The sequence below is a fragment of the Bacillus sp. SRB_331 genome (genome assembly GCF_003264175.1).
GTDB classification, from domain to species: Bacteria; Bacillota; Bacilli; order Bacillales; family Bacillaceae_G; genus Bacillus_A; species Bacillus_A mycoides.
Genome location: NZ_NADV01000021.1, coordinates 103,779 through 128,519, shown reverse-complemented (window position 1 = coordinate 128,519; position 24,741 = coordinate 103,779). Strand labels below are relative to the sequence as shown.

The 24,741-nt window shown below is 33.5% G+C and carries 32 protein-coding genes and 3 pseudogenes; 27 read left to right on the top strand and 8 right to left on the bottom strand.

Annotation, left to right across the window (positions count from 1 at the left end; translation table 11 throughout):
- Positions 1 to 12 precede the first annotated feature (12 nt).
- From B5P42_RS14715 to B5P42_RS14685, 7 genes are all read left to right on the top strand, one after another.
- Positions 13 to 1,281 carry a peptidase gene (locus tag B5P42_RS14715; protein WP_113734519.1) on the top strand — a complete coding sequence of 423 codons (1,269 nt, stop codon included), beginning with the start codon at positions 13 to 15 and terminating at the stop codon, positions 1,279 to 1,281.
- Positions 1,278 to 2,177 carry a putative beta-lysine N-acetyltransferase gene (gene ablB, locus B5P42_RS14710; RefSeq protein ID WP_002085802.1) on the top strand — a complete coding sequence of 300 codons (900 nt, stop codon included), beginning with the start codon at positions 1,278 to 1,280 and terminating at the stop codon, positions 2,175 to 2,177. Before B5P42_RS14715 ends, ablB begins: the two co-directional genes overlap by 4 nt.
- 178 nt (positions 2,178 to 2,355) lie before the next feature.
- Complete coding sequence (gene rocR / locus B5P42_RS14705; RefSeq protein WP_002065240.1) at positions 2,356 to 3,741, top strand: arginine utilization transcriptional regulator RocR; 1,386 nt, start codon at positions 2,356 to 2,358, stop codon at positions 3,739 to 3,741.
- 210 nt (positions 3,742 to 3,951) lie between these two features.
- Positions 3,952 to 5,370 carry a lysine 2,3-aminomutase gene (kamA, locus tag B5P42_RS14700; RefSeq protein WP_002012651.1) on the top strand — a complete coding sequence of 473 codons (1,419 nt, stop codon included), beginning with the start codon at positions 3,952 to 3,954 and terminating at the stop codon, positions 5,368 to 5,370.
- Entirely contained in the window at positions 5,367 to 5,639 is a 273-nt protein-coding gene (locus tag B5P42_RS14695; protein WP_002085797.1) for a YokU family protein, read from the top strand. Before kamA ends, B5P42_RS14695 begins: the two co-directional genes overlap by 4 nt.
- Positions 5,640 to 5,711: 72 nt before the next feature.
- Entirely contained in the window at positions 5,712 to 5,927 is a 216-nt protein-coding gene (locus B5P42_RS14690) for a YozE family protein (RefSeq protein WP_002085796.1), read from the top strand.
- A gap of 273 nt (positions 5,928 to 6,200) precedes the next feature.
- A complete protein-coding gene (locus B5P42_RS14685) occupies positions 6,201 to 6,863 on the top strand; it encodes a hypothetical protein (protein WP_044441863.1) in 663 nt (220 codons plus the stop codon).
- Positions 6,864 to 6,867: 4 nt separating this feature from the next.
- Here B5P42_RS14685 and B5P42_RS14680 read toward each other — a convergent pair whose 3' ends face one another.
- Positions 6,868 to 7,023: a DUF3930 family protein gene (locus tag B5P42_RS14680; protein WP_002018281.1), complete on the bottom strand. Its 156-nt coding sequence runs from the start codon at positions 7,021 to 7,023 to the stop codon at positions 6,868 to 6,870.
- A gap of 149 nt (positions 7,024 to 7,172) precedes the next feature.
- On the opposite strand from B5P42_RS14680, the gene B5P42_RS14675 reads away from it, so the two are divergent.
- The 5 genes from B5P42_RS14675 to B5P42_RS14655 all read left to right on the top strand — a co-directional run bounded on the left by B5P42_RS14675 (position 7,173) and on the right by B5P42_RS14655 (position 9,916).
- Positions 7,173 to 7,352 (top strand): YozD family protein, encoded by a 180-nt coding sequence (locus B5P42_RS14675; RefSeq protein ID WP_002012644.1) that lies wholly within the window; start codon positions 7,173 to 7,175, stop codon positions 7,350 to 7,352.
- Positions 7,353 to 7,462: 110 nt separating this feature from the next.
- Complete coding sequence (locus B5P42_RS14670) at positions 7,463 to 7,645, top strand: hypothetical protein (RefSeq protein ID WP_000473368.1); 183 nt, start codon at positions 7,463 to 7,465, stop codon at positions 7,643 to 7,645.
- Positions 7,645 to 8,466 carry a serine/threonine protein kinase gene (locus tag B5P42_RS14665; RefSeq protein WP_088032870.1) on the top strand — a complete coding sequence of 274 codons (822 nt, stop codon included), beginning with the start codon at positions 7,645 to 7,647 and terminating at the stop codon, positions 8,464 to 8,466. The genes B5P42_RS14670 and B5P42_RS14665 overlap by 1 nt, the downstream gene beginning before the upstream one ends.
- On the top strand, positions 8,448 to 9,203 hold the full coding sequence (locus B5P42_RS14660) for a sporulation protein (RefSeq protein WP_113734518.1): 756 nt from the start codon (positions 8,448 to 8,450) through the stop codon (positions 9,201 to 9,203). The genes B5P42_RS14665 and B5P42_RS14660 overlap by 19 nt, the downstream gene beginning before the upstream one ends.
- 77 nt (positions 9,204 to 9,280) lie before the next feature.
- The gene (locus B5P42_RS14655; RefSeq protein ID WP_002127255.1) at positions 9,281 to 9,916 is read left to right on the top strand and encodes a phosphatase PAP2 family protein; all 636 of its coding nucleotides are present in this window, start codon (positions 9,281 to 9,283) and stop codon (positions 9,914 to 9,916) included.
- Here the strand turns inward: B5P42_RS14655 and B5P42_RS14650 are convergent.
- The 3 genes from B5P42_RS14650 to B5P42_RS14640 all read right to left on the bottom strand — a co-directional run bounded on the left by B5P42_RS14650 (position 9,906) and on the right by B5P42_RS14640 (position 11,951).
- On the bottom strand, positions 9,906 to 10,787 hold the full coding sequence (locus B5P42_RS14650) for a cation diffusion facilitator family transporter (protein WP_002189522.1): 882 nt from the start codon (positions 10,785 to 10,787) through the stop codon (positions 9,906 to 9,908). The genes B5P42_RS14655 and B5P42_RS14650 overlap by 11 nt on opposite strands.
- Positions 10,788 to 11,209: 422 nt before the next feature.
- Entirely contained in the window at positions 11,210 to 11,524 is a 315-nt protein-coding gene (locus B5P42_RS14645; protein ID WP_002012639.1) for a thioredoxin family protein, read from the bottom strand.
- A 79-nt stretch (positions 11,525 to 11,603) separates the two neighbouring features.
- On the bottom strand, positions 11,604 to 11,951 hold the full coding sequence (locus B5P42_RS14640; protein ID WP_113734517.1) for a site-specific integrase: 348 nt from the start codon (positions 11,949 to 11,951) through the stop codon (positions 11,604 to 11,606).
- A 199-nt stretch (positions 11,952 to 12,150) separates the two neighbouring features.
- Between B5P42_RS14640 and B5P42_RS32010 the strand changes: the two genes are divergently transcribed.
- Positions 12,151 to 12,306 carry a hypothetical protein gene (locus tag B5P42_RS32010; protein WP_002065248.1) on the top strand — a complete coding sequence of 52 codons (156 nt, stop codon included), beginning with the start codon at positions 12,151 to 12,153 and terminating at the stop codon, positions 12,304 to 12,306.
- A gap of 6 nt (positions 12,307 to 12,312) precedes the next feature.
- Here the strand turns inward: B5P42_RS32010 and B5P42_RS14630 are convergent, their stop codons facing one another.
- Positions 12,313 to 12,921, bottom strand: a complete 609-nt coding sequence (locus B5P42_RS14630; RefSeq protein ID WP_113734516.1) for a hypothetical protein — start codon at positions 12,919 to 12,921, stop codon at positions 12,313 to 12,315.
- A gap of 76 nt (positions 12,922 to 12,997) precedes the next feature.
- On the opposite strand from B5P42_RS14630, the gene B5P42_RS32690 reads away from it, so the two are divergent.
- From B5P42_RS32690 to B5P42_RS14620, 4 genes and pseudogenes are all read left to right on the top strand, one after another.
- On the top strand, positions 12,998 to 13,132 hold the full coding sequence (locus B5P42_RS32690; RefSeq protein ID WP_258397500.1) for a hypothetical protein: 135 nt from the start codon (positions 12,998 to 13,000) through the stop codon (positions 13,130 to 13,132).
- Positions 13,129 to 13,263 (top strand): annotated as a pseudogene (locus B5P42_RS33250) (YqaJ viral recombinase family protein); the annotation flags it as partial. The gene B5P42_RS32690 and the pseudogene B5P42_RS33250, both read left to right, overlap by 4 nt.
- A gap of 133 nt (positions 13,264 to 13,396) precedes the next feature.
- Positions 13,397 to 13,648 (top strand): DUF3947 family protein, encoded by a 252-nt coding sequence (locus B5P42_RS14625; protein WP_002127261.1) that lies wholly within the window; start codon positions 13,397 to 13,399, stop codon positions 13,646 to 13,648.
- Between the two features lie 819 nt (positions 13,649 to 14,467).
- A complete protein-coding gene (locus B5P42_RS14620; protein WP_002127263.1) occupies positions 14,468 to 15,043 on the top strand; it encodes a C1q-like domain-containing protein in 576 nt (191 codons plus the stop codon).
- 92 nt (positions 15,044 to 15,135) lie between these two features.
- On the opposite strand, the gene B5P42_RS14615 is transcribed toward B5P42_RS14620, so the two are convergent.
- Positions 15,136 to 15,348, bottom strand: a complete 213-nt coding sequence (locus B5P42_RS14615) for a hypothetical protein (protein WP_113734515.1) — start codon at positions 15,346 to 15,348, stop codon at positions 15,136 to 15,138.
- A 220-nt stretch (positions 15,349 to 15,568) separates the two neighbouring features.
- Here B5P42_RS14615 and B5P42_RS14610 point away from each other — a divergent pair, with 220 nt between their 5' ends.
- Positions 15,569 to 16,072, top strand: coding sequence for a MepB family protein (locus B5P42_RS14610; RefSeq protein WP_113734514.1), 504 nt, complete (start codon positions 15,569 to 15,571; stop codon positions 16,070 to 16,072).
- Positions 16,073 to 16,424: 352 nt separating this feature from the next.
- Here B5P42_RS14610 and B5P42_RS14605 read toward each other — a convergent pair whose 3' ends face one another.
- Entirely contained in the window at positions 16,425 to 16,619 is a 195-nt protein-coding gene (locus B5P42_RS14605) for a hypothetical protein (protein WP_002085768.1), read from the bottom strand.
- A 567-nt stretch (positions 16,620 to 17,186) separates the two neighbouring features.
- Here B5P42_RS14605 and B5P42_RS14600 point away from each other — a divergent pair.
- From B5P42_RS14600 to B5P42_RS14580, 5 genes and pseudogenes are all read left to right on the top strand, one after another.
- Positions 17,187 to 18,036, top strand: a pseudogene (locus tag B5P42_RS14600) (glycoside hydrolase family 25 protein); the annotation flags it as partial.
- 285 nt (positions 18,037 to 18,321) lie between these two features.
- On the top strand, positions 18,322 to 19,173 hold the full coding sequence (locus tag B5P42_RS14595) for a peptidylprolyl isomerase PrsA (RefSeq protein WP_002031835.1): 852 nt from the start codon (positions 18,322 to 18,324) through the stop codon (positions 19,171 to 19,173).
- A gap of 625 nt (positions 19,174 to 19,798) precedes the next feature.
- Complete coding sequence (locus B5P42_RS14590; protein ID WP_002012623.1) at positions 19,799 to 20,020, top strand: hypothetical protein; 222 nt, start codon at positions 19,799 to 19,801, stop codon at positions 20,018 to 20,020.
- 580 nt (positions 20,021 to 20,600) lie between these two features.
- A pseudogene (locus B5P42_RS14585) lies at positions 20,601 to 20,858 on the top strand (zinc ribbon domain-containing protein); the annotation flags it as partial.
- A 110-nt stretch (positions 20,859 to 20,968) separates the two neighbouring features.
- Positions 20,969 to 21,304 carry a YolD-like family protein gene (locus tag B5P42_RS14580; protein ID WP_113734512.1) on the top strand — a complete coding sequence of 112 codons (336 nt, stop codon included), beginning with the start codon at positions 20,969 to 20,971 and terminating at the stop codon, positions 21,302 to 21,304.
- 285 nt (positions 21,305 to 21,589) lie between these two features.
- On the opposite strand, the gene gerPF is transcribed toward B5P42_RS14580, so the two are convergent.
- Positions 21,590 to 21,805: a spore germination protein GerPF gene (gerPF, locus tag B5P42_RS14575; RefSeq protein ID WP_001141569.1), complete on the bottom strand. Its 216-nt coding sequence runs from the start codon at positions 21,803 to 21,805 to the stop codon at positions 21,590 to 21,592.
- 212 nt (positions 21,806 to 22,017) lie between these two features.
- Here gerPF and B5P42_RS14570 point away from each other — a divergent pair, with 212 nt between their 5' ends.
- The 4 genes from B5P42_RS14570 to B5P42_RS14555 all read left to right on the top strand — a co-directional run bounded on the left by B5P42_RS14570 (position 22,018) and on the right by B5P42_RS14555 (position 24,723).
- Positions 22,018 to 22,356 carry a hypothetical protein gene (locus B5P42_RS14570; protein WP_113734511.1) on the top strand — a complete coding sequence of 113 codons (339 nt, stop codon included), beginning with the start codon at positions 22,018 to 22,020 and terminating at the stop codon, positions 22,354 to 22,356.
- 325 nt (positions 22,357 to 22,681) lie between these two features.
- Positions 22,682 to 23,392, top strand: coding sequence for an SDR family oxidoreductase (locus tag B5P42_RS14565; protein ID WP_113734510.1), 711 nt, complete (start codon positions 22,682 to 22,684; stop codon positions 23,390 to 23,392).
- Positions 23,393 to 23,550: 158 nt separating this feature from the next.
- Complete coding sequence (locus B5P42_RS14560; protein ID WP_113734509.1) at positions 23,551 to 24,210, top strand: DUF6944 family repetitive protein; 660 nt, start codon at positions 23,551 to 23,553, stop codon at positions 24,208 to 24,210.
- Positions 24,211 to 24,510: 300 nt separating this feature from the next.
- Positions 24,511 to 24,723, top strand: coding sequence for a YqaE/Pmp3 family membrane protein (locus B5P42_RS14555; RefSeq protein WP_002085763.1), 213 nt, complete (start codon positions 24,511 to 24,513; stop codon positions 24,721 to 24,723).
- Positions 24,724 to 24,741: the final 18 nt, after the last annotated feature.

The following is a 24,741-nucleotide window of genomic DNA, read 5'->3' as shown; positions in this document are numbered from 1 at the left end:
GAGTTGTAATATATGGAGCAATTAAAAAAACAAGTTTGTGATTATATTGAGGGTCATGAAGAAGAGAGTGTAAAATTTTTAACACGATTAATTCAAGAAAAGAGCGTATCTGGTGATGAAAGTGGTGCGCAGGCAATTGTTATTGAAAAGTTGCGTGAGTTAGGTCTAGATCTTGATATTTGGGAGCCTGCTTTTAATGAAATGAAAGATCACCCTTATTTCGTATCACCTCGTATAAGTTTTACAGATAGCCCGAACATTGTAGCGACTTTAAAAGGAAGTGGCGAAGGGAAATCTATGATTTTAAACGGGCATATTGATGTCGTGCCAGAAGGGGATGTAAATCAGTGGGACCATCATCCATATAGTGGAGAGAAAATAGGAAACCGCATATATGGACGTGGAACAACAGATATGAAAGGCGGCAATGTCTCACTTATGCTTGCGATGGAAGCGATTATTGAATCTGGTATTGAACTAAAAGGTGATATACATTTTCAAAGTGTAATAGAAGAAGAGAGCGGTGGGGCAGGAACATTAGCCGCTATTTTACGAGGATATAAGGCAGATGGCGTTATTATTCCTGAGCCGACGAATATGAAGTTTTTTCCGAAACAACAAGGATCAATGTGGTTTCGTCTACATATAAAAGGAAAAGCAGCACACGGTGGTACACGTTATGAAGGAATAAGTGCAATTGAAAAAAGTATGTTTGTTGTAGAGCATTTGAGAAAATTAGAAGAGAAGAGAAATGGTCGAATTACAGATCCGTTATTTAAGGGGATTCCGATTCCAATTCCAATTAACGTTGGGAAAATTGAAGGGGGAAGCTGGCCAAGTTCTGTTCCCGATTCATTAATTTTAGAAGGAAGATGTGGTATTGCGCCGAATGAGACTATAGAGGCAGCAAAAGAAGAGTTTGAGGGCTGGATTGGTGAATTAAAAGATATGGATAGTTGGTTTGTAAAAAATCCTGTAGAAGTAGAATGGTTTGGGGCTAGATGGGTTCCTGGTGAACTAGAAGAAAATCATCCACTTATTACAACGCTTCAACATAACTTTGTTGAAATCGAAGGGAACGAGCCGATTATAGAAGCTTCGCCATGGGGAACAGATGGAGGTTTGTTCACACAAATAGCTAACGTACCCACGATAGTATTTGGTCCAGGAGAGACGAAAGTAGCACACTATCCAAACGAATATATAGAAGTTGATAAAATGATTGCTGCCGCAAAAATAATTGCATGTACATTACTAGATTGGTGTGAGGTGAAAAAATGAAATACTATGAATCTTTTAGTGAACAGACAAAGCATTATACAGTAGAAGGGGTTTTAGATTATTTTAATAAACGTATTAGAGTTGATCACTATACAGGAAATGTTGAAAGCATCATACAAACAATCGATGAATTAGCAAAGAAACATTCTTTCACTAAATGTATTATTAAAGGAAAGGGAGAGCATGTTTCAACATGGCTCTCTTTCGGTTTCTTACTGGAAGCAACGATACCTCATTATTTTCAAGGGCACGATGCGCACTTCTTCGTGAAATATCATAATGATGAAAGACGAAATAGTATTCATTGGACTGAGGAAGATACTATTTTAAGTGGTGTAAAAGAAAAAGAAGTGAAAGAAAAAATAGTCCCAGAGGAATTTGTGTTAAGAAAAGCGACAGAAGAGGATGCGGAAGAATTAGCAATTGTCTTTGGAAAAGTATTTGAAGTTTATCCGACACCATTAAATGATGGGAATTATGTAAAGCAGACGATGAAGGAAGACGATACAATTTACTATGTTTATGAATTCGAGGGGAAAATTATTAGTACAGCATCTGCTGAAATGAACGTGAAAGAAGGTAATGCAGAATTAACGAATTGTGCTACATTACCTGAATATCGAAAACATGGTTTCATGAAAAGTCTGTTAATTAAATTGGAGGAAGAGCTCCAAGAAAAATCTATTTTTTGTTCTTATACAATTGCTCGCTCGCTATCTTTCGGTATGAATGCAGCCTTTCATCAATTAGGCTATACATATACGGGAAGGCTTGCGAATAATTGCTACATTTTTGATAAGTTGGAAGATATGAATATATGGGTGAAAGATTTATCCAGCTATTCGAAAGCAGTAAGACTCCCGCCTCAAAATTCGGCTGTAAAGCAAAGAAGTTAGGTGGGAGTCGGGTTAATAATAAAGCCCCACTGATTAAAGTTTCACTTAACCATAAATAAGCAATAAAAATATATACACATTTCATCAAAATAATAGAACGGAATCGTCATGCTTATAATCGCACAGAGGGTGCCGAAAATTCGGCGTTGAATTTGCTGGATTTTCGGCAAAAGGGGGGATGACATTGCTAGCAGTTTCGACACAGGAAGTCATTGAAGCGATTTTGGGCAGTATAGATGAGGCCATACATGCGGTAGATGAAAATGGGATTACAATATTTTATAATACAGTTGCTGCAAAACATGATGGATCTAAAATTGAAAATGTGCTAGGAAAGCATTTATTAGAAGCATTCCCGTCATTATCCAGAGAAACAAGTACGTTGATGAAAGTATTAGATACAAAAAAACCAATCGTACACCAAGTTCAACATTACCAAAATTTAAATGGGGAAGACGTTTGTACGGTCAATACAACGTTACCTATTTTAATAGATGGAAATATTGCTGGTGCTGTAGAAATTGCGAAAGATTATTCTACTATTCAAAAGCTTACTGATACGATTGTAGATCTACAATCGAAAATAAAACGATCGACTAGCAAAAAAATGGTGAAAAAGCATGTTGCATTCGAGACAATTGTAACTGATGATTCCCGCTTTAAACAGACGAAAGAGTTAGCACAAAAAGTAGCGCCAACCGATGCAAATGTTTTAATATATGGTGAAACTGGAACGGGGAAAGAGCTATTTGTGCAAGCGATTCATGAAGCTTCTAAACGAAAAAATAAGCCGTTTATTGCACAAAACTGTGCAGCTTTGCCAGAGTCGCTATTAGAAAGTTTGCTGTTTGGCACGACAAAAGGTAGTTATACAGGGGCAATCGAACGAGCAGGATTATTTGAACTTGTAGATGGAGGGACATTATTTTTAGATGAACTGAATTCAATGCCGCTTGATTTACAAGCGAAAATGCTACGTGTATTAGAAGATGGAGTTATTCGTCGCATTGGTGATAATAAGACGAGAAAAGTAGATGTTCGCGTTATTACTGCAATGAATCAGCCTCCAGAAGTATGTTTAAGAGAAAATAAAATTCGCACTGATTTATACTATCGATTAAATGTATTTTCATTATATATCCCGCCGCTTCGCGAAAGAACTGAGGATGTACTGTTATTAGCGTCTTACTTTTTGAAAGAATATAATAAAAGTTATAAAAAAGGTGTACTTCAAATTGATAAGGAAGCGAAAGAAAGATTACAAGCTTATCAATGGCCTGGAAATGTTCGTGAGTTAAAGCATACGATTGAACATGCTGTCATTATTACAGAAGGGAATTCGTTAACAGCAAATTGCTTGCCACGAACATTTCGGAAAGAGAAACTTCCGAAGAAGAAAAGTATATTACCGCTTAGGGAAGCTCTTCATCAAACGGAAAAGGAATTAATAGATCAAGCGTTAATTGAAACGGAAGGGAATATTTTGCAAGCAGCAAAAATGTTAGGTATTCCTCGTCAAACGCTTCAATATAAACTGAGCAAGTACGACAAAACCGCCGAATAATCGGCGGTTTTTGTGTGTTTGCACCAATAAAAGAGCGTTTACATATATAACAAGTAATGAATATGATAGTAAATATCGTTTTAGTACAGCACTTAAAAATATTTATTCTCTTATATAATAGGGTATTTCTCGCATTTACTTATCAAGAATATGAAGTTGGCATAATTATTGCTTATATAAAGGATGAGCGTATAAAAAGGGGGAATAGCAATGTTACATGATGTATACAAACCAAATCGTCACTGGAAGGATATTGAATTATGGAAAGATGTTACAGAAGAACAATGGAATGATTGGGTTTGGCAATTAACGAATACGATCAAAACTTTAGATGATTTAAAGAAAGTAATTAACTTAACACCTGACGAAGAAGAAGGCGTTAAAATTTCAACGAAAACGATCCCGTTAAACATTACACCGTACTATGCTTGGCTAATGAATCCTGATGACCCACGCTGTCCGATTCGGATGCAATCAGTACCGATTTCGGAAGAGTTATATAAAACAAAATATGATTTAGAAGATCCTCTTCATGAAGATGAAGATTCACCAGTTCCAGGATTAACTCATCGTTATCCAGACCGTGTACTATTTTTAGTAACGAATCAATGTTCTATGTATTGTCGTTACTGTACACGTCGTCGTTTTAGTGGACAAATTGGAATGGGCGTACCGAAAAAGCAATTAGATGATGCGATTGCTTATATTAGTGAAACACCACAAGTACGTGACGTTTTAATTTCTGGCGGTGATGGACTTCTAATTAATGATAAAATTTTAGAATATGTATTAAAGAATTTACGAGCAATCCCGCATGTTGAGATTATTCGTATCGGAACGAGAGCACCAGTTGTATTCCCACAGCGTATTACAGAAAACCTGTGTAACATAATTAAAAAATACCATCCAGTATGGTTAAATACGCATTTTAACACTTCTATTGAGATTACAGAAGAATCGAAACTAGCATGTGAAATGCTTGCAAATGCAGGTGTTCCAATTGGAAACCAAGCTGTAATTTTAGCTGGAATTAATGACAGCGTTCCAATTATGAAAAAACTTATGCATGATTTAGTGAAAATTCGTGTTCGTCCATATTACATTTATCAATGTGATTTATCAGAAGGTATCGGTCATTTCCGTGCACCAGTTTCGAAAGGTCTTGAAATTATTGAAGGCTTACGTGGACATACGTCTGGTTATGCAGTACCAACTTTCGTTGTCGATGCACCGGGTGGAGGCGGTAAAATTGCGCTTCAGCCAAACTATTTAATTTCACAAAGTGCGGATAAAGTTGTTCTTCGTAACTTTGAAGGGGTTATTACAACGTATCCAGAACCAGAAAACTATATCCCAGGAAGAGCAGAAGGCTACTTTAAAGAAATTTATCCGACTTATGAAGAGAAACGTTCTGATATCGGCGTTGCAGGATTGATGAGTGATAAGAAATTTAATCTTGTTCCAGATGATTTACAACGTATGAATCGCCGCAAAGATTATGAAGTCAATGAAACGCATGCTTCTTTAAAAGATAAACGTGATAAGCGTGATCAATTAAAAGATAAAAAATATCAAGCACAAATAGCAAAGTTAGATGATGACAAAAAAAATGAGGGTGACGTAGTATGAATTGTATGTGGTGTGACAGTACAGAAGCGAAAGAAAGCTTGAATACTGTATATTGGGAATTACCAGATGGTACGAAAGCCATTGAAATCCAAGAGACACCATGTATTACTTGTTCCTCATGTGGAATGGACTATCAAGCAGACCATACTGTAAAAGAAATTGAAGATCAGTTGTTTTTAATTTATACGAAAGATTTGCCAAAACAACTAACATACGAAGAGTTGATGGGAAGACCACGTTTATTAAAAAGGAATTATTTCGACTTTTAACCAGCTTTTATGCTGGTTTTTTTCTTTTTTGCCTTGTATAATGTACCCAAGTTAGAAAGGTAGGGAATATTTTTGAAAAAGACATTTTACCATTATATGATGAAGCACCGTGCAGCTTTATTTAAAAATGAAATATCAGATTTAGCAGAGGCGATGTATGATGATTTAAGTTTTCCGAAGCAATCTGAAGACTATGATGTAATTAGTTCATACTTAGAGTTAAGTGGAATGCTAGAAAGTATGTCTATATTTGATGATGCATGGGATTTATATATACAAGAGAGATAACGATATGAAGGTTTAGGAAAATGAAAGCATAATGAATACATTACTTTGAAAGAAGTGAAGTATTCATTATGCTTTTTTATTTACAATACGTCTTGCTGTTAGAACATAAATGAAAAGTGAAAGCTAGTTTAAATACTAGCTTTTTTAAGTTATATACAAATTCTACTTTTTTATTGAAAAAATTTATGAATATAAGCTTCTGTGATAAGCGTTTTTATGTAGGTTGCATATACTGTTATCAAAATCACGACGTTTAAAAAAGGAGAGATATTGATGGCAAGGAAAAAACAACCTAAATATAACGTAGGAGACATAGTCGTGATTACGCTATATGGAACCGTTGGGAAAGTTACAAATATGAAAGTTTTAGATGGAGTTTACGTATACGAAGTAAATAATCACGATGGATTTTATGTAGAACAAACTTTGCAGCATGTTACAGAGCAAGAAATGAAAAAGGGCGACACAGAGTGGATTGAATTAAATTATAACTTTACGTTTGGTGATCTCGTGCAAGTAACTGGATATGATAAAGATGTTTTTCGTATTGTTGGTTTTCGTACAGAAGTATGGAGATATAAAAATGATGCATGGGAAGATACTATATATGAATTGTCACGAATTACTGATGGTGAATGGTTAGAAGCTGATGAATCAGATTTAACATTACTTGCTAATGCACAAACGGCAAATGCAATTTTGAAGAAAATGAAACAAGATAAAGCTGGTATGAATAAATTAGATTTAGGAAAATTGCAGTCAATTAACAATTCAAAAAAAGTAAGTGTAAAGACGAATCGCCAAGAAATTATTGATGGGTTATTAGATATTTATAATGATTATCATTTATTATTCGATACATTTAAAGATGAAGAATATAAAATTGTTATGGATGTTGTTCAAAATTATTTAGTTAAATTGACAGAGAAAAAATAGTTAACTAGAAAGAGAGAATAAATTGAACAACAACATATGCAGTATAAGGTATGCCTACAATTATTAAAAAAATAAAAAGCCATTTAATAAGAGAGTCTGCCCATTGATCTTCATGCATGAACTCTTCTTTTGTTTGCTCTACTTCGTATTGGTATTCCATTATTATTTCCCCCTTTGGATAGCTTGTACTAACATCGTATGCCCTTTACCTACATGATATGACTTATAAAAAAAGAAAAACTATTTTTCTAATCTCATATACATAATTTTGAGATTTTTTCATAAAACAGAAATAAAGGAGTGATGCTCATGAAGGAAATTGAAGTCGTAATTGACACGGAAGAGATTGCGGAGTTTTTTTATGAGCGACTAATTGAAAGAGGGTACGTTCCAAAAAGAGAAGAAATTGAGGACCTGGCAGATATTACATTTGAGTATTTATTAGAGAAATGCATGATTGATGAAGTTTTTGATGAAGAGGAAGATTGAAAGTAACGGCGGGCTTAACTCGTCGTTTTTTACTCTTTACAAACTTGTCACAAATATAGACAAGAATTGTTGGTATAATTAAAAGAAAATTTTATACAAGAGGTGAAGGGATGTTCAAAAAAATTATTGATTCTTTATTAGGAAAGAAAAAACATCGTTCGTATTCAAGTAGTGATTATCGTCATAGAGGGCGCTCTTATTCAAGTAGCGACTATAAACGACGTTCATCTGGTTATGGGCATCAGCATTATAAAAGAAAACGTAAAAGCCGTAGCTTCTTTTCAAGTAGCTGATGAAATGGCGTCGTATACTAGCTTTATTTGATAGACCACTGCGAAAAAATACAATCGTTGCAGAGCGTTATAAGATTGAATCAGTAATTGGAATGGGCAGTTATGGGGTTACATATATCGTTAATGATTTGCAAATAAATAAATATAAAGTCTTAAAACAATTAAGGCAAAGTAAACAAAGATATGAGTCTGGTAGAAAATCATTTGAGCAAGAGAAAGTGATTTTACAAACATTAAATCATGCGTCAATTCCTAACCTACATGATCATTTCATATGGGAGAAAAAGAACTTTTTGGTGATGGAGTATATGCCGGGAAAAAATTTCGAAGATTGTATTTTCTTAGATGGCCAAGTATATGATGAACGTGAAGTTTTTGGGATTTTATATGAAGTACTAGGAATTGTTTCGTATTTTCATAGTAAAGGTATCATTCACCGAGATTTACGTATTCCAAACATATTAATGAAAGAAAATCAGATTAGTATTATTGATTTTGGATTGGCTAAATTGAAAGGTGAGGGTGATGAGCGTGCTATAACTTATGAAGGTGAACAAGCTTTGATGCGAGAAGTTCACTTTCGTAGCGATTTTTATGCGCTCGGTCATTTCGTATTATTTTTATTGTATGCTAGTTATGAATCGACTGAAAAAAAGGAAAAACCTTGGTATGAAGAGTTAGCGCTGGAAGAATATAATCGCGACATGCTAATGCGAATGTTACAAATGAAAGCGCCATACTATGAAAATGTACAAGATTTGAAAAAAGATGTAGCTTACGCTTTAGAAAGGATGGAGACTTCATGTTTCAAAAGTTTTTAGCAAGCGTTGGTATTGGTAGTGCAAAAGTAGATACCGTTCTTGAAAAAGATGAGTATATAGTTGGAGAAGAGATAGTAGGGAAGGTTCATATAACTGGAGGTTCAGTTAACCAAGAAATTGAAAGCATTTACTTAACATTGTCGACGTCATATGTAAGAGAAGTGGATGATAAAAAAGTAACGGCAACGTATGATTTGGAGCGAGTTCGTTTAACAGATCCATTTTCTGTAGAGCCAAATGAAAAAGTGGAAATTCCATTTTCGTTTATAATGCCAATTGAAGTACCACTAACACTTGGAATGAAAACGGTTTGGGTTCATACAGGCCTTGATATTAAACGTAGTATTGATCCAAGTGACCGTGATTATATTCAAGTGTTGCCGAATGCACTATTGAACAGTGTATTAAATAGTGTAAATCAATTAGGTTTTAAAGCGCGTCATGTAGAATGCGAAGAATTACCGTATCGATTACGTAAGCAAGTTCCATTCGCGCAAGAATTTGAGTTTATTCCAGTCTCCGGAGAGTATTATGGGAAATTAGATGAATTAGAATTATTAATTTTGCCAAGTGCCCACGACCGATTAGAAATTATTATGGAAGTAGATAGAAAATCACGTGGATTGGCTGGTTTATTCGCAGAAGCGCTTGATCTTGATGAGAAGGTTATTCGCTTTACAGTAACAAACGAAGATATTCCAACGATGCAGCAAAAAATTAACAATAATATTTTTTAATAAACTATGCATAAAAAAGAAATGGAGAGGAAAACTAAAACAACCGCTCCATTTTTTTGCATAGTGAGGTTATGTATGTGAAACGATACCGACATTTATACTTGTTAAGTTGTACACTACTCATTTGTTTTGTCGCACTATCACTTTCGTATCATACCGCTTGTATTGAAAAATTTGATAATGTAGTCGCACACTTTATTCAAAGTTTCCGAAACGAGTATTTGACAACCTATTTTACTTGGGTGTCCTTTATCGGTTCAAAAAGAATATATTTCCCGTTACTCATTATACTTGTAATGTATTTTCTTCTTAGAAAAAAAATATTAAGTGCATTACTTCTAACAATTAATTATTACGGATCACGTTATTTGAACAGTATGCTCAAACTATGGTATGAACGAGCACGACCTGATGTGACGCAGCTTGTTACAGCAACTGGATATAGCTTTCCGAGCGGTCATACGATGAATGCTACTGCTTTTTTAGGATTTATTGCATACGTCACAATTACAGAAGATCGTATTTCATTGCATAAAAAGTTGCTGATTATTTTTATAGCAAGCTTCGTTGTATTATCTATTTCAGTTAGCCGAATTTATCTTGGCGTGCACTATCCATCTGACATATTAGCCGGATGGGCAGCGGGCGGTAGCTGGCTCGTTTTATGTATTATATTTCATAAGGCGTTCATTAAAAAAGAACCTATGTCATAATAGGTTCTTTTTGCATGGGCTCCACATGAATATGAGCATGGTAAATTCCGAATTTTTTTCGAAGCATATCTTCAATATTGTCAGTAATACAATGGCTTTCGCTAACATCCATTCGAGCATCTACTTCAATTGTAATATCCACATACGTTTGGTTCCCATACATACGAGCACGAATATCTACAATATGTTCTACACCTGAAATATGCCCTATAGCATCAGCGTATTCATCCATTTTTTCAGGATCAATTCCATCCGTTAGCATATGAGAAGCTTCTACGAAAATTTCCCACGCGGTCTTACAAATAATAAGACCGACAAGTAAAGCAGCAATAGGATCCAAAATAGGCATTTGGAACTGTGCGCCGACTATACCTACTACTGTACCAATACTTACAAGAGCATCTGATAAATTATCTTTTGCAGCAGCCTCTAATGATTTACTTTTTGTTCGCATTGCAATCTTTTTCGTATACTTGTATACACCGTACATAACGACAGCAGAAAATAAAGCCACCCATGCAGCAAGTACATTAGGTGCTGCATGTTTCGGATTGAAAAACGACTGAATTGCACTAATAACAACTTCTAATCCGACCGTTGCCATAATAAAGGAAGCAACAAGTGATGCGATTTGTTCTGCACGCGAATGCCCATATGGATGATCTGGGTCACGAGGCTTACGAGAAATTTTCAGGCCAATTAATATTGCTAAAGAAGCACCAATATCCGTTAAGTTATTCAAACCGTCAGCACGTAATGCGCTAGAGAGGGTAATATAACTGATGATGATTTTCATAGAGGATAAAAATATGTAGGCTATAATGCTGACAATAGCACCTTTATCAGCTTCTTTATGAGAAAGAGAATCCATTTTAATCACTCGCCTTTCTACAAGGAATTTCTTTCTATACATAGAGTATCAAACGAAACTCGTGTGGGTCTATACAAACATTGTTGATGTTTTATAGCTTTTTAAGAAGGGGATAACAAAGTTTCGTTAAGGAAAAATATGTTGAAAAGTACAAAGTGGAAATTTATTAAACAATTAATGATGATTATGGCAAATGGAAAGAGGGCGAGAATAATGATTCTCAAAATTTTTTTCATATATATTTTTCGCAAAATGACTCTTTGTAATTCCTCATGTGAGTAATATATAAGAAATGATAACAAAATTCTTCAATAAGAAGAGGAGCAAGCATTATAATATTCACTTTCCAGAAAGAGACAAAGGCAAAGAACAATTTGAAAACGAAAAAAACCTCTGATGATTTTTCAAAGGTTTTTCGTTTCTTAGTATGCTTCTAAAAACTCAGTAACTTGCTCTTCCGTTTTTGCATTTGCACTATGTAAGTGACCTAACTTTTCGCCATTTTGATATACAAGTAGGCTTGGAATACCCATTACTTGATACTCTTCAGCAATACTTGGGAACTCATCTTTATTAATAGAATACCATTCAAATTTATTGAACTCTTCCATTACATCTCCGATAAAGTTGTCCATACGCACGCAATCTGGGCACCATGTAGTAAAGAACTTAACAACTACTGGCTCCTCGCTTGCGATGATGTCTTTGAATTCTTGTTCAGCTTTGATTTCTTTCATGTTTTTGACTCCTCTCAATGTCACACGGATAAGCTAGTATTTTTATGCAAAATCCGTATTTGCAAACATTTTGCAAACATTAGTGTTTTTGAAATAGGTTGTTTGCAAAATCCTCGACTGCTTTTTCTTGTAGGCCTGGTACAACATGTGAGTAGGTGTCCAAGGTGATACCTACTTTTTTATGCCCCAATCGTTCACTCACAATCTTCGGATGTATACCTTGCTTTAACATAATCCTCAGAACATGGAACCGAATATCAGGAACCTCACTTTTCTTTATAAGCTTTTTCCAGAGCTGTGTCAAACTTCTGAAACGGCAGACCAAATCGTAGTCATTATAGCTTTCATCATATCGCTCTTTTTCCTCAGAGATTTTTTGCAGATGGTCATTTAGTGCCATTAAAGTAATGTCAGGTAAAATCAGCAATCTTTTTCCATTGTAGACCTAAGATTTCACCTTTACGCATTCCACATGTAATAGCAAGAAGATAAGCGATATAATAACGGTTTTCTTTTGCATGTTCTAAAAAACGAAGAACTTCTTCATCGGTTAAAAAACCAGGGGGTTAACGCTGATTTAGTGGAGAGAGCTTATTATATCACTCTTTCGGAGGAGGTGAGTTAGGATGCGGAAATGGTTAAAGAAACTATTTTCGAAAAAACGCCCACCCTGCATTGTTCGTGAGGAACAAGAAGGTGAGCTTCAATTAAACGAAACTGATAGGATCTGTGAAAATTGTGCCCAAATTATGCATGGAAAAGGTATTGAAAGAGATGAATAGTACTCTTTACATCTTATTCCATATATAACAAAACTGGTTAGCTTCTGATTCAAGCGCTATTAAATGATCATTATTAATAGATCTATTCGTATACATTCTGTTCTTTTGGATGTTAAGAACCGTATAATTCACATCGTTATGTTCATTTGAAAATGTCGATTCGTTTAATAATGTCAGCGTTGAGTTGATGTTGTATTTATCAATTCGCTCTTTTTTTCCTTTGAAAAACAGTTTGATAAGATGCGGCTCATCATTAATGAGCAAACCGAGTTCAGGTGATGAGCGGACGATTAAATCATCTGATATCCAATGTGATTTACCTGGATCGAACCAAGAGGCGTCTTTGTTTTTAATAAATTTTTTGTACTGTTTTATGACATCAATGTAGTTTTGCTTTTTCTTCTGATCAACCGTTTGCACTAATGTTTCGAAACATTCAAAAGGTAGTTCGTTTTGATGAAATTTAATAACAGTGTCTCGTAATTGTTTCCAGTAATCAAAAGCTGGTTGGTATTCCGGTTGAGATTTTAGATTTTTTACAAAGTTTGTTTTAGCTGCACTACTTTTCAGTGTGAAGTCTAAAAATTGTGTAAGTCCTACTTTAATTTCTGCCATATTACACCCCCTTTTCAAACATTACTAATTCGATAATGGAAAGGAAAATCCTGCATTTTTTAAGGAGGTGAGCTAGATGCTAGAAAACCCGATGTCCATGCACAATGGCTATGGTAAAGCTGATCCACAGGAGCAAGGTATCATGACAACGTCTATCGATGCCGAAAAGTTACAAGATGCCATAAGTCGATTCCAAGCGTACGGGATTTAAAGGTACAACGCAGAAATGCAATCCTGCAGCATCCTGAATACCCGTGGATGCTTGCAAATGTAGACCGATTGATTGTCGGTGAAAAGATTAGCCTTGAATGCGAAAAATCGCCGGAATATTTCGGGAAAGAGTGAGGGTCAAAAGAAGGAAGGTGAACAAAAACGCTATTTGAATAAAAGCTAGTGGACTAGTTTTTAACACTCACTGAAATTAAGAATCATAACATACTTTGTAATAACTTATATGGAAGTGAGTTGAATAATAATGTTTTATTCATATTTTGATACCCGAGATAGAATGCGTCCGTATGGTACGGCGGGTATTACGTATAGCGGAGCACAAACTACAATTCAAGCTGTTCAACAAGCGTTACAAGCACAGCAGCAAATGCAACAAATACAGCAAGGCATACAACCGTACTATCCATCTATGGAGTATTATTACCCAATGCATCATATTACACCATACGGAATTTCTGTTTCAACAATTCCATATGGAACTGTATACAATTTATAAAAATATGCGGGGGAATAAATTTAAGTATTTATATAAGAGCGCAAGTACAGAGCGCCCTTATAAGAAATGATTCGTATCTAGGGAACAATTATAAAATTTTAGATATTGGAATGAGAATGTTACAACCTCATGAGTTATATGCAACGCAAGGATTCTTAAGTGGGGGATATTATTTTTCCAAAATGAAAGGTGACGATAAGAGTGATGAGAGAGGAAGTTGGCAAAAGCTATTGCCAACCGTCTATAAATTTTGGGTGTTTTACTATAAAAAAATATGAAAAAAGGCCCTGTTGTCTCCAACAGGGCCTTTCCTAAAATGGCAAAGAGTAACTCTTACCTTACTCCTTGTCCATAGAATACACAAAAATTATACGTTTGTACAGGTCAATAATTTACAATAATAATATTTGAATATAATGCTTACAGGTAATTCTAAAGGATGAAAAAGTATTTGTTATAGAGTAAGTGTTGATTTTAAAGTGTTTTAAAGAGAATGTTTACAACTCAACGATAATAAAGGAATATTGAAATAATAAAATATGAAATATTGCATATCTCACTTAACAATATAATCTATTCAATAATAATAAAATCGTACAGAGGAGTTTTTTCTGAAAATCCGAGTTGATGAAACTAGATAATTTGTATTACTGATTTAACCATAATATTACATGAGTGCTTTGTTTTTAAAAGTTATACTTTCTCTTCGCTCTGCCTTATGGTGGAGCATTTTTATTTTTGTAATCGCAATAACCTGTCCAAACTTTCCAAGTCTAGCATACATATTATGCAGTAGTAGATTAGAAAGGAGCACTATATATGTCTTGTTATTACTACTGTAAGAATTGTGAGAGTTACCAAAAGAAAAATCATGATTGCTGTAAAAAAAGAAGTGATTATTATAATAAGTGCGGTAAAAGATGTGATGACTGTTCTTGCGATCATAAGGAGAATAACCTTGTAAGAGCATCTGCTTTTAGAGCTGTAAATACAGTTAATCAAAACCTTCCAGCTAATACTTTTGTTAAAGTATTATTTCAAAATGAACAATTTGATTTAGCGAACGAATATAACCCAGCAACATCAGACTTTACTCCGAAGACTAGAGGAGTTTATTCCGTAATTGGGACGATTGGTTTCTTTCCGAACGATACAAATTTAAATTATAGAGCGCGTGTAGAAGTTCGAGTGAATGGAAATGCGGCAATTGCTATAGATAACGACTTTTTTGGTCCAATAAATTTCGGTAATGTCGTAAGTGTTTCAACAATACTTCAATTACATGCAGGTGATATTGTCGAGATTTTTGCACAAAGTAGTATAGATGGGGTTATTAGTAGTACAGAAGACGGTTCTCATTTTGAGGCTGCAAGATTCCCATCTCCAATAAAATAAAAGACATGTTTGTGATTTATGGACTATTTTTTTGAAAAAGGCTCTACCTTATGGTAGGGCCTTTTAGTTAAAGGTGTTAAATTGGTAATATATTAAAATAAGTCCATAAACACTTGATAAGCAACACCTAGAGTTAATACGATAGCTAACAGTTTTGCTACCCATCTCGGTGCATTTAAATTTAGTAAAAGGGAATGACATATACTAAATGTAATGCCGAGTGTTAAAAGAATTGCGATAAGATATAAAATTAATAGGAATAAAGGTTGCTCTATGGAGCCGAAGTCAATTTTGGATGGATTCATGTAATATGTACCTCGTTTTTTATTAATATATTAATGAAATAATGAAGAATACAAGGAATTGGAAGAGTAATGTAATAAATACTATAAAAGTAAATTTGAAGTTATGGATGGAGTAGATAAAATAATCTTTGAAAGACTATTCAAAGCCAACATTTGTTTAAGTTTAATATACAAGAACGAATGTTCTTGGTATACTGGAAAATAAAAAAGGTGCGTTTACATGATAAATTTTAGTAATGTAATTGAAAAACTAGATGAAATGATTTACAAACCTAATAATCTATTAATTACTAAACGAAAAGAAGAAAAGCAAAATTCAGAATATGCAGGAGGGGTATTCCAGCTAAATAATAGAAGCATCCGATTTAGGGTATCAAAAATTACGCCTAATAAGATTGGACAATTTGTTTCTTTTTGGGAGAAGAATGCCTCCATGAGCAATCAGGCATTTTCTTATGATTCAGCTCCTAACCTTTTAGTTATCACTTGTATAGCGGATAATAAACTAGGACAATTTATTTTTCCAAAAGAGATTCTTCTAAAAGAAAAAATATTAAAAACTCAAAATCAAAAAGGGAAAATGGCTATGAGGGTTTACCCTATTTGGGATAAACCTATTAGTAATCAAGCTAAGAAGAGTCAATTGTGGCAACTTCATTATTTTGTCGATTTAAGTGATACTGAAAATGTAGCTACAGATAAATTATTAAACTTATATTCATAGCACATAATAAGAAAGAATTGAAATATTCAATGTTCGTTCAGATGATATTTGGAAATATTAACAGGGTAAGCCGTTAAGTAAAGAATAAAAAAGGAGCATACAAATAAAGTATGCTCAAAAAAAGATAGGTTTTATGAGTGGAGAATCTCCATACGATAATATATGCGCATTTCATTAATATGTGTAAAATATCAATAAAATATCAACAGAATATCAATTAATGAGTTATTTTAGTTTTTTAATGAAGTCATGTTTTGTGAAATGAAAAAGAGCCGTTTCTTTTGAAAGATGCGGCTCTTTTTATTATTTTGTTATCGTACTGTTCGAAATGATAAATCATAAAATTATACGATTAACAATTTGATAATGATCGGACTTCAGTTATATATTTCTTGAAGTCTGGATATTGAGATACAGTTTGGCAGGTAGGGGTGAGTAGTTGATTAATTAAAGATACATTTGTAATTACTTCGTTACAAGGACCATAGAATGTAACTTTTAGCTTTGAATTCGGGGGAACTTTGAATACGATAGGGATTTTTTTCATTAAATAAACTCCTTACATAACAGAGGTTATATGTTTATTTCCTTTTAATTAGGAAGACATATTAATATAATATGTAATTTTTATTGTAGTTGATTATTACATATACTGTATGAGTTGATGTAATTTCTATTACGTATCAAAATAGTGTTGTGAAAAAATATATATCATGTTTATAAAAAGCTTAAAAACAGACTAATATGAGGGAATAAGCGTTAATTAACTTGTCTCTATATAATAAATTGTAAAAAGGCAGCTTTTTTTAGCTGCCTTTTTACAGGGAGATTGAAAAATCTTGGAGGTCATTCATGAGTATAAGCAAAAATTGCTTATATGTAGTATGTACATTATTTATAGTTTTATCCCAATATTTAGTATGAAATAAACGCAAGTTTATCGTTTACAAATGAAAAAAAAGAAGGACTTATTTATTATGGATAAAAAGAAATTATTTAGTTTTAAAGAATGATGAAAATATATTTATTTGTCTTATAGAAGCTTGCTATTAGGCGTATGGGTCTAGCAATAAAACAAGCTTTGAATAAGATAATAAAAAGGAGTTGATTAGTAATGGGGTATATTGTAGATATTTCGAAATGGAATGGAAATATTAATTGGGATATTGCAGCGTCTCAGCTAGATTTAGTTATTGCTAGAGTTCAAGATGGTTCGAATACGGTCGATTTTATGTATCAAGGTTATGTGAAAGAAATGAAGAAACGTAGTATCCCATTTGGGAATTATGCATTTTGCCGTTTTATATCTATTTCAGATGCAAAAAAAGAAGCGCAAGATTTTTGGAATCGCGGCGATAAAAACGCTAAATTTTGGGTGGCAGATGTAGAAGTTCAAACAATGGTAGATATGCAAGGCGGGACTCAAGCATTTATTGATGAATTACGCCGATTAGGTGCAAAAAAAATTGGTTTATATGTAGGACATCACACGTATGTATCATTTGGAGCTCGCAATATTGATGCTGATTTTATTTGGATTCCTCGTTATGGAGGGAATAAACCAGCATATCCTTGTGATATTTGGCAATATACTGATTCAGGAAATGTTCCTGGTATTGGAAAATGTGATTTGAATCAATTAATTGGGAATAAAAATCTTTCTTGGTTTATAGGTTCAAATCAAACAAATCAATCTAGTATTGGAGACAGTAAGCAACCAAGTGGAATTGGTATTGCAGTTTCAAAATATGATGATGGATACGGCATTAATTTATATGAAAATCCTGCGAATCCGCAATTTATAGGAAGACTTACGAAAAAAATCCCATATTTAATCTATAAAGGTTATTGGGGAGGTGGCGAAAAAGATATGATTTGTTTAGGTGGTGAACAACAGTGGGCTAAGTTAGAACATTTTAATGTACAATGGTTTTATGCATATTCAAAGTACACACCTGGATATGAAATTAGAACGTACGATGGGCCAAACGGGAATGATACAGGTGCGGTCGATGGGAAGGTCCCTTATCGTATTTGGAATTGTCAAGATGGATATATAGATATAGGTGGGAACAAATGGATCAAAGAAGAACATGTGCAGATTAAATAAAAAAGTCGGCTTTATGCCGGCTTTTTTATTTAATAAAGCTTGTCTCTGGCATGAAGAGAAATACTTGCAGAAAACACATTGATTTCACAATAGCGCTGTATAGTTCCTAATATACATTTATCAAAGTGAGGTATTTGAATTGAAAAAGAAAAAGCTATTTATGGGAACTATTATTGCATGTGTGGCGCTAACATTGTCTGCGTGTGGTTCCTCAGAAAATGTTGCAACATCAAAAGTAGGAAACGTGACAGAGAAAGAGTTAAGTAAAGAATTAAGGCAAACATATGGAAAAAGTACTTTATCTCAAATGATGTTAAATAAGGCATTGCTAGATAAATATAAAGTTTCAGATGAAGAAGCTAAAAAACAAGTAGAAGCAGCGAAGGAACAAATGGGTGACAAGTTTAAAGTTGCTTTAGAGCAAGTAGGATTAAAGAATGAAGATGAATTAAAAGAGAGAATGAAGCCAGAAATTGCACTTGAGAAAGCGATTAGAGCGACTGTCACAGATAAAGATGTGAAAGATAACCATAAACCTGAAATGAAGGTAAGTCACATTTTAGTGAAAGATGAAAAAACTGCGAAAGAAGTAAAAGAGAAAATAAATAATGGTGAAGATTTTACTGCTTTAGCGAAACAGTATTCGGAAGATACTGGTTCAAAGGAACAGGGCGGAGAAATCGCTGGTTTTGCTCCTGGTCAAACTGTGAAAGAGTTTGAGGAAGCTGCGTATAAATTAGATGCAGGACAAGTAAGTGAGCCAATAAAAACATCTTATGGTTATCATATAATAAAAGTGACGGATAAAAAAGAATTGAAACCATTTGATGAAGTAAAAGATACGATTCGAAAAGATTTAGAACAACAAAGACTGCAAGATGCGACAGGTAAATGGAAACAACAAGTAATCAATGATCTATTGAAAGAAGCAGATATTAAAGTAACAGATAAAGAATTTAAAGATACATTTAAATTCTTAGATGAGAAATAAGGTTTAGAAGAAAAACAGAGATTTAGCATAATGCTATATTTCTGTTTTTTTGTTTTCAATAGAAAAGGGAACTCATATAGAGTTCCCTTTTCGCGTTAGTGTGTGAGTTATAAATAGATAGTAAGACAATACAATATTACATTTAAATATTAAGAATTACAATAGGAAAATTTGGATGTAGATAAAAGGAATAAGCAATTAAATTCGCAAAATGTTGAAATGATAATGTTTTAGTTAATTAATTTTGTTAAATATAAACTAAATATATTTTCGTGGAGAGTGAATTGAGGACATAATTTAAAGAATGGTACATATCATATTTATTGGAGTATAAATTAACTTTATAGGAAGTGACATGTTGAACATTTAGTACAAAAGGATGTTCTTAATGATAATAAGAATTATTTATCCCGCTATTTGTGGGCAGTAAGACTCCCACCTCAAAATTCGGCGAATGCGAGGGAATTAGGTGGGAGTCTTACTGATCGTAAAAGCCCGATTGGTGAAGGCTAATAATCAGTGGGTGATGGACAAAACCCCCACTGATTATTAGCCTTCACTTTATTAAAATAGGATGAATATTTTTATATTTACTAGATTATTAAATTAATTTGGGGGAGAATATATGAAAGTTATTTTTAAGAGAGAAGGCGGAGGGAAAATTTTTGAATCATCTAATGAAAATATAAGCGTTCTATTAGCTGTATTAAAAGAAACAAAAGGGATAAAGATTGGGATGGTTGAGTATGAAGTGTTAGAATATAAACTGGAATATTATCGGAATCCGAAAAAAACAGAAACAGAGAGAGAATTACATATTATAATGCAACCCAAGCATATTCAATAAAGAAAGTGAAAATTAATGAGTGTGAATCTTACTGCCTGCAAATAGCAGGATAAATGGTAGTAATTGTCGATATGTATGAAACTTATGAGGAATGAATTGTTTTACATCATAAGTTTCTAAAGCTTTGTGAGTTCGTTCATAATAAAAGTGTATGCTTTTGTTGAAGGATGGTTAATGAGATATAGCTGAAATTTGTATTCCAGAAAGAACGTTAGTTAGGATAGAAAAGTAAAATTAGAAATATAATTAGTTCAATAAAAGCGACTTCACATTAGGTGGAGTCGCTTTTATTGTTGCTACACGTATTCTATGATGCGATAGGAAGTGCAAAGAAATTTGATTAATAAAAGGGAGTAATAAATGAGTATGAATAAACTTCATATATTAAAGTTGCATTTTGTTTGAAAAATTTACATGTTGCACTTCCGAAAGAACGTTCGTTCGTGTATAATTAGAACGAATGTTCTTTCGGAGTGGAGATTTCTACAAATTCATAAATAGTTTTGAATTGGAAAGCTACGCTACATATAAATAAGAGATGGATAAAGTGTATTTAGAAGTGAAATTAGTGAGGTATCATTGGTCACAGTTTCGAACCATGTTGGAATATAAAGCAAAATGATACGGCAAACAAGTCATTGTCGTATCGAAAACATTTGCTTCAAGCCAATTATGTTCTTGTTGTAGATATCAAAACAAAGACGTTAAAAATCTAAACCTACGTAAATGGGACTGCCCTTCTTGTAGTACACATCATGATAGGGATATTAACGCAAGTATCAATCTAAAGAATGAAGCGATAAGGCTTCTAACCGCAAGGACTGCGGAGATAGCCTAATAAATTAGAGTTCGATAGAACTCTTTACTTAGGAATCCCCCACTTCTAAACGAAGTGAAAGTGGGGTAGTTCAAGAATGGATAGATATAGAAAATTGAGGAGTAAAGAAAATGAATTATGTAAAGATACAGGAAAAAGGAAGAGAGTGGGTTCCGTTTACAGTAATGTCGGAACAATTATTAAGTATGAAAAAAATTATTGGAGAGAAATTAAAAGTCCAAAGACCGCTAATAACAAATGAAGCGAAAGACAGCATTTCAGACAAATTATTAACTTCATTATTGTCTGAAGAAGAGATGTTAGTGACATATTTTGAAGAAGGATACATACTTACGAGTTATTTGACAGTGGTTCATATAAATCCAATTCAACAAATTGTAAAATGTACAGATGCATTTTATAAAACATATATATTTTCTGCAATGGACATAATTGATGTAACCTAAAAGAAGCTGAATTTTGAAGTTTAGCTTCTTTAATTTATCTAGCTATTTACGGACAGGCAGATTCACACCTCAAAATTCGGCTGTGAGTCAGGCTACCTGTTAAAACCTAATTTTTTGAAGAGGTGAAGAACTAAATGAAAAAGCAGCTAGCTGCAAGCTAGCTGCTTAGTCCCAGGGAAAGGGAGAAAAAGATTGGCACTCAAAAAATCAATGATAGCTGTGTATCAGCCTGAGTATAGTATAGACAAATTTTAAAATGTTATACAAAAATGATTACAGATCTGGTTAGGCCGTACCAACTTGGTTTTGATCTGCTAGATCAGAATCAAATGTATTAGTCGCGCTAACCCCACTAAAAGTGTTCACTACGAAACCAACGTTAGATGCGCCAGAGCCGTTATAAGCTTTCGTATTCTCTTTTGGAGAAACATTGTAGAAATCACCTAAGTTGAAAGATCCGTTACTATTTTGTACAACTAAATTCCCAACAACTGAGGGCATAATTTTCACCTACTTTATAAGTAATTGTTTGCATTACTATATGAAGGTATAGTCTAATTGGTTCATTTGACAAATATTCCGGAATAGAAAAATGTTTGAAGCTTTGTTTAATCAATCGAGCAAAAAGTATGTTAAAATTAATGAAGAGCTGAATTTTAAAAAGAATAAATTTGAATAATTAATATATATGGAATTAAAGGAGGCAAAATGTAATGGATAATGTTATAAAAACAGTGGATTTAACAGATGCAGAATCAAGTAAACTTGTTGCTTATATTTATAGTAATGATGTCACATTGATCGAAAAAGCATTTTGTCCTAATGAAATAAAATTAAAGTTTAATGAAATAGCAATTTTATCGGCAATTAAAACCGCATATATTACGAAAGTATCTATAAGGAAAGAACTTGAAGCAAATTTTCACGATACAGGCGTTTTATTAGTAAAGCAAAATGTTGAAAGGAATAGTATTCAATCTATAACAATGCATTTTGAGCAATTTAAAAAGTTGCAAAATGAGATTGAGAATTTAAATAAAAGTATGTTATAAGACTAGGTGGAAATTTATTGATAGAGGTGGGCTCTGTTAAGTTGAAAAAGTGGATTGAAAAGTATTTGGATAAATCGAACCGTAAACATAAATATACTTTCATTAAGGTGTAACCTATATTTATCGATGTGAGAAATGTAGGGAATAGAAGATACAATTTAAAAATAATAACGATACAAACAAAAAGAGTAACTATGATGGTTACTCTTTTTGTTTGTAATATGTAATATCAAAAATACTTCTAAAGTATGAAATGAATTGATACTTAAGTGAGAAGTTGAATACGAATTAAAAGAGTAATATTAATGGAAAGGAGGAGATGAAGTTGGAGCGAAACGACATTGGGAAACTTGTAATTATTACTGGAGTAACGCAAGGGTTAGGACGTGCAATGGTTGATAGGTTTCATGAATTGGGGTGGAACATAGCAGGGTGTGGACGCTCAAAAAATAAAATTGAAGAGCTTAATAAATATTACGGTGCTTCACATGATTTTCAAATAATTGATGTTTCAAATCATCACCAAGTTAGTAAATGGGCAAGTCGTATTCTTAATAAGTATAGGGCTCCCGATATGTTAATAAATAATGCATCGATTGTTAATCAAAATGCACCTCTATGGAAAGTTACCGCACAAGAATTTGAAAGTGTAATGAGTGTAAATGTGAACGGGGTAGTAAATGTCATTAGGGCGTTCGTCCCGGCGATGATAGCTAGGAAAGAAGGAATTATTATTAACATGAGCTCTAGTTGGGGAAGAGAAGGCGAGGCTGAACTTGCGCCATATTGTGCCTCGAAGTTTGCTGTTGAAGGTATCACGCAGTCAATGGCAATGGAACTACCAAATGGTATCGCAGTAGTTGCTTTAGATCCAGGTGGCAGTATTAGCACTCCAATGCTTCACTTATGTGCACCTCAATATGTAAAAGAATCTCCTACACCTGAAATGTGGTCACATAAAGCAATTCATTATATATTAAATATATCAATAGATAAAAACGGTGAGTCATTGACATGTCCGGCATACATTCATTGAGAAACTCCTTGTCAAAAAGAGCGCCTGAAAGGTGCTCTTTTGTATTATTAGTACATTATGTGATGCACAAAATTACATATGAAAAATAGAATAATGAATTAAAGGTGATATTTGTTTGTTTTGAATGTACTAGAAAATTTAAATATAGGTGATGGGAAATGAACCTACGCGATTTAGAATTGACAGGTGCCTGGTTTCAAGTAGGAGGAAATCTTATAGCAGCAATTGGAACAACTAGAGGGTTTGCAGGGGAAGGAAAGATTGAGTCGGATCTCGTTATTGTAGGGAGTTCATTACAAGCTCTCGGATATATATTACAAATTATAGCAACTAATGATGCGAAAGATGAAGATAAATGTGAGAAGCAAGAGGTAACTATAGATAATAAAAATAAAGCGCTAGCGAAAACGGGGATTGAGTTATTAGCTTTAGGTAATATTTCAAATGTAATAGGAACGTATTTTAATCTCAATGAACAAATGAAAGAAAATGATTTCCTTATAATTACTGGAAATAGTTTGCAATCAATTGGCGCTTTTTTAGGAGTAGAAGTAGCATTGAATGAGATAAATGGAATACAGTGGATTATCGTATTAGGGAATTCAATGCAAAGTTTAGGTGCGGGATTACAAGCATATGAAGGTATTAAAAATATACCAAAAGAAGAAAAGGGAAAAGAAGACAGTAATATAGATAAAGAAGATCAACGTATAATAGGGCTAATAGGTATTTGGATACAGGCAATAGGTACTGTAATTTCAGCAATTGGATTAACCGAAATAGTAGAGGAACAACGATTGGAATCTAAGAAAAGGTGATGAAATACTCATTTCAATGAAGTTTGGAGTATTTCAATTTTAGAAGTAGGACAAGATGAATGTGTTAATTGTTTTTGTAGGCTTTTTCATATAGGCGTAGAATATACATATAAACGAACAGGTGAGAATAGCTTGTTAACGTTAGTGAGAGGCTCCTCATTTAGTTATACTATTATATGTGATTTTTGTAATGATGAGTTCTTATATACGCTTTTAGAAATAACATGATTTCATAGGTTTGATAGTGTAGGAGATGGATGGGGAAGAAGCGAAAAATAAACATTAAGGAGTTTTTTAGACATGATGTACTTATTAGCAATTTTACTTCCGCCGGTAGCTGTTTTATTTTGCGGAAAGCCGTTTCAAGCGATTATTAATTTCATTTTAACCTTAATTTTTTGGGTTCCAGGAGCGATACACGCAGTTCTTGTCGTACATGATAAAAAAGCCGACAGGCGACTTAAAAAACAAGTTCAAGCGTATGATGAAATTAATAAAAGAAATAGAAGGTAAATTGCGATTGACATACAA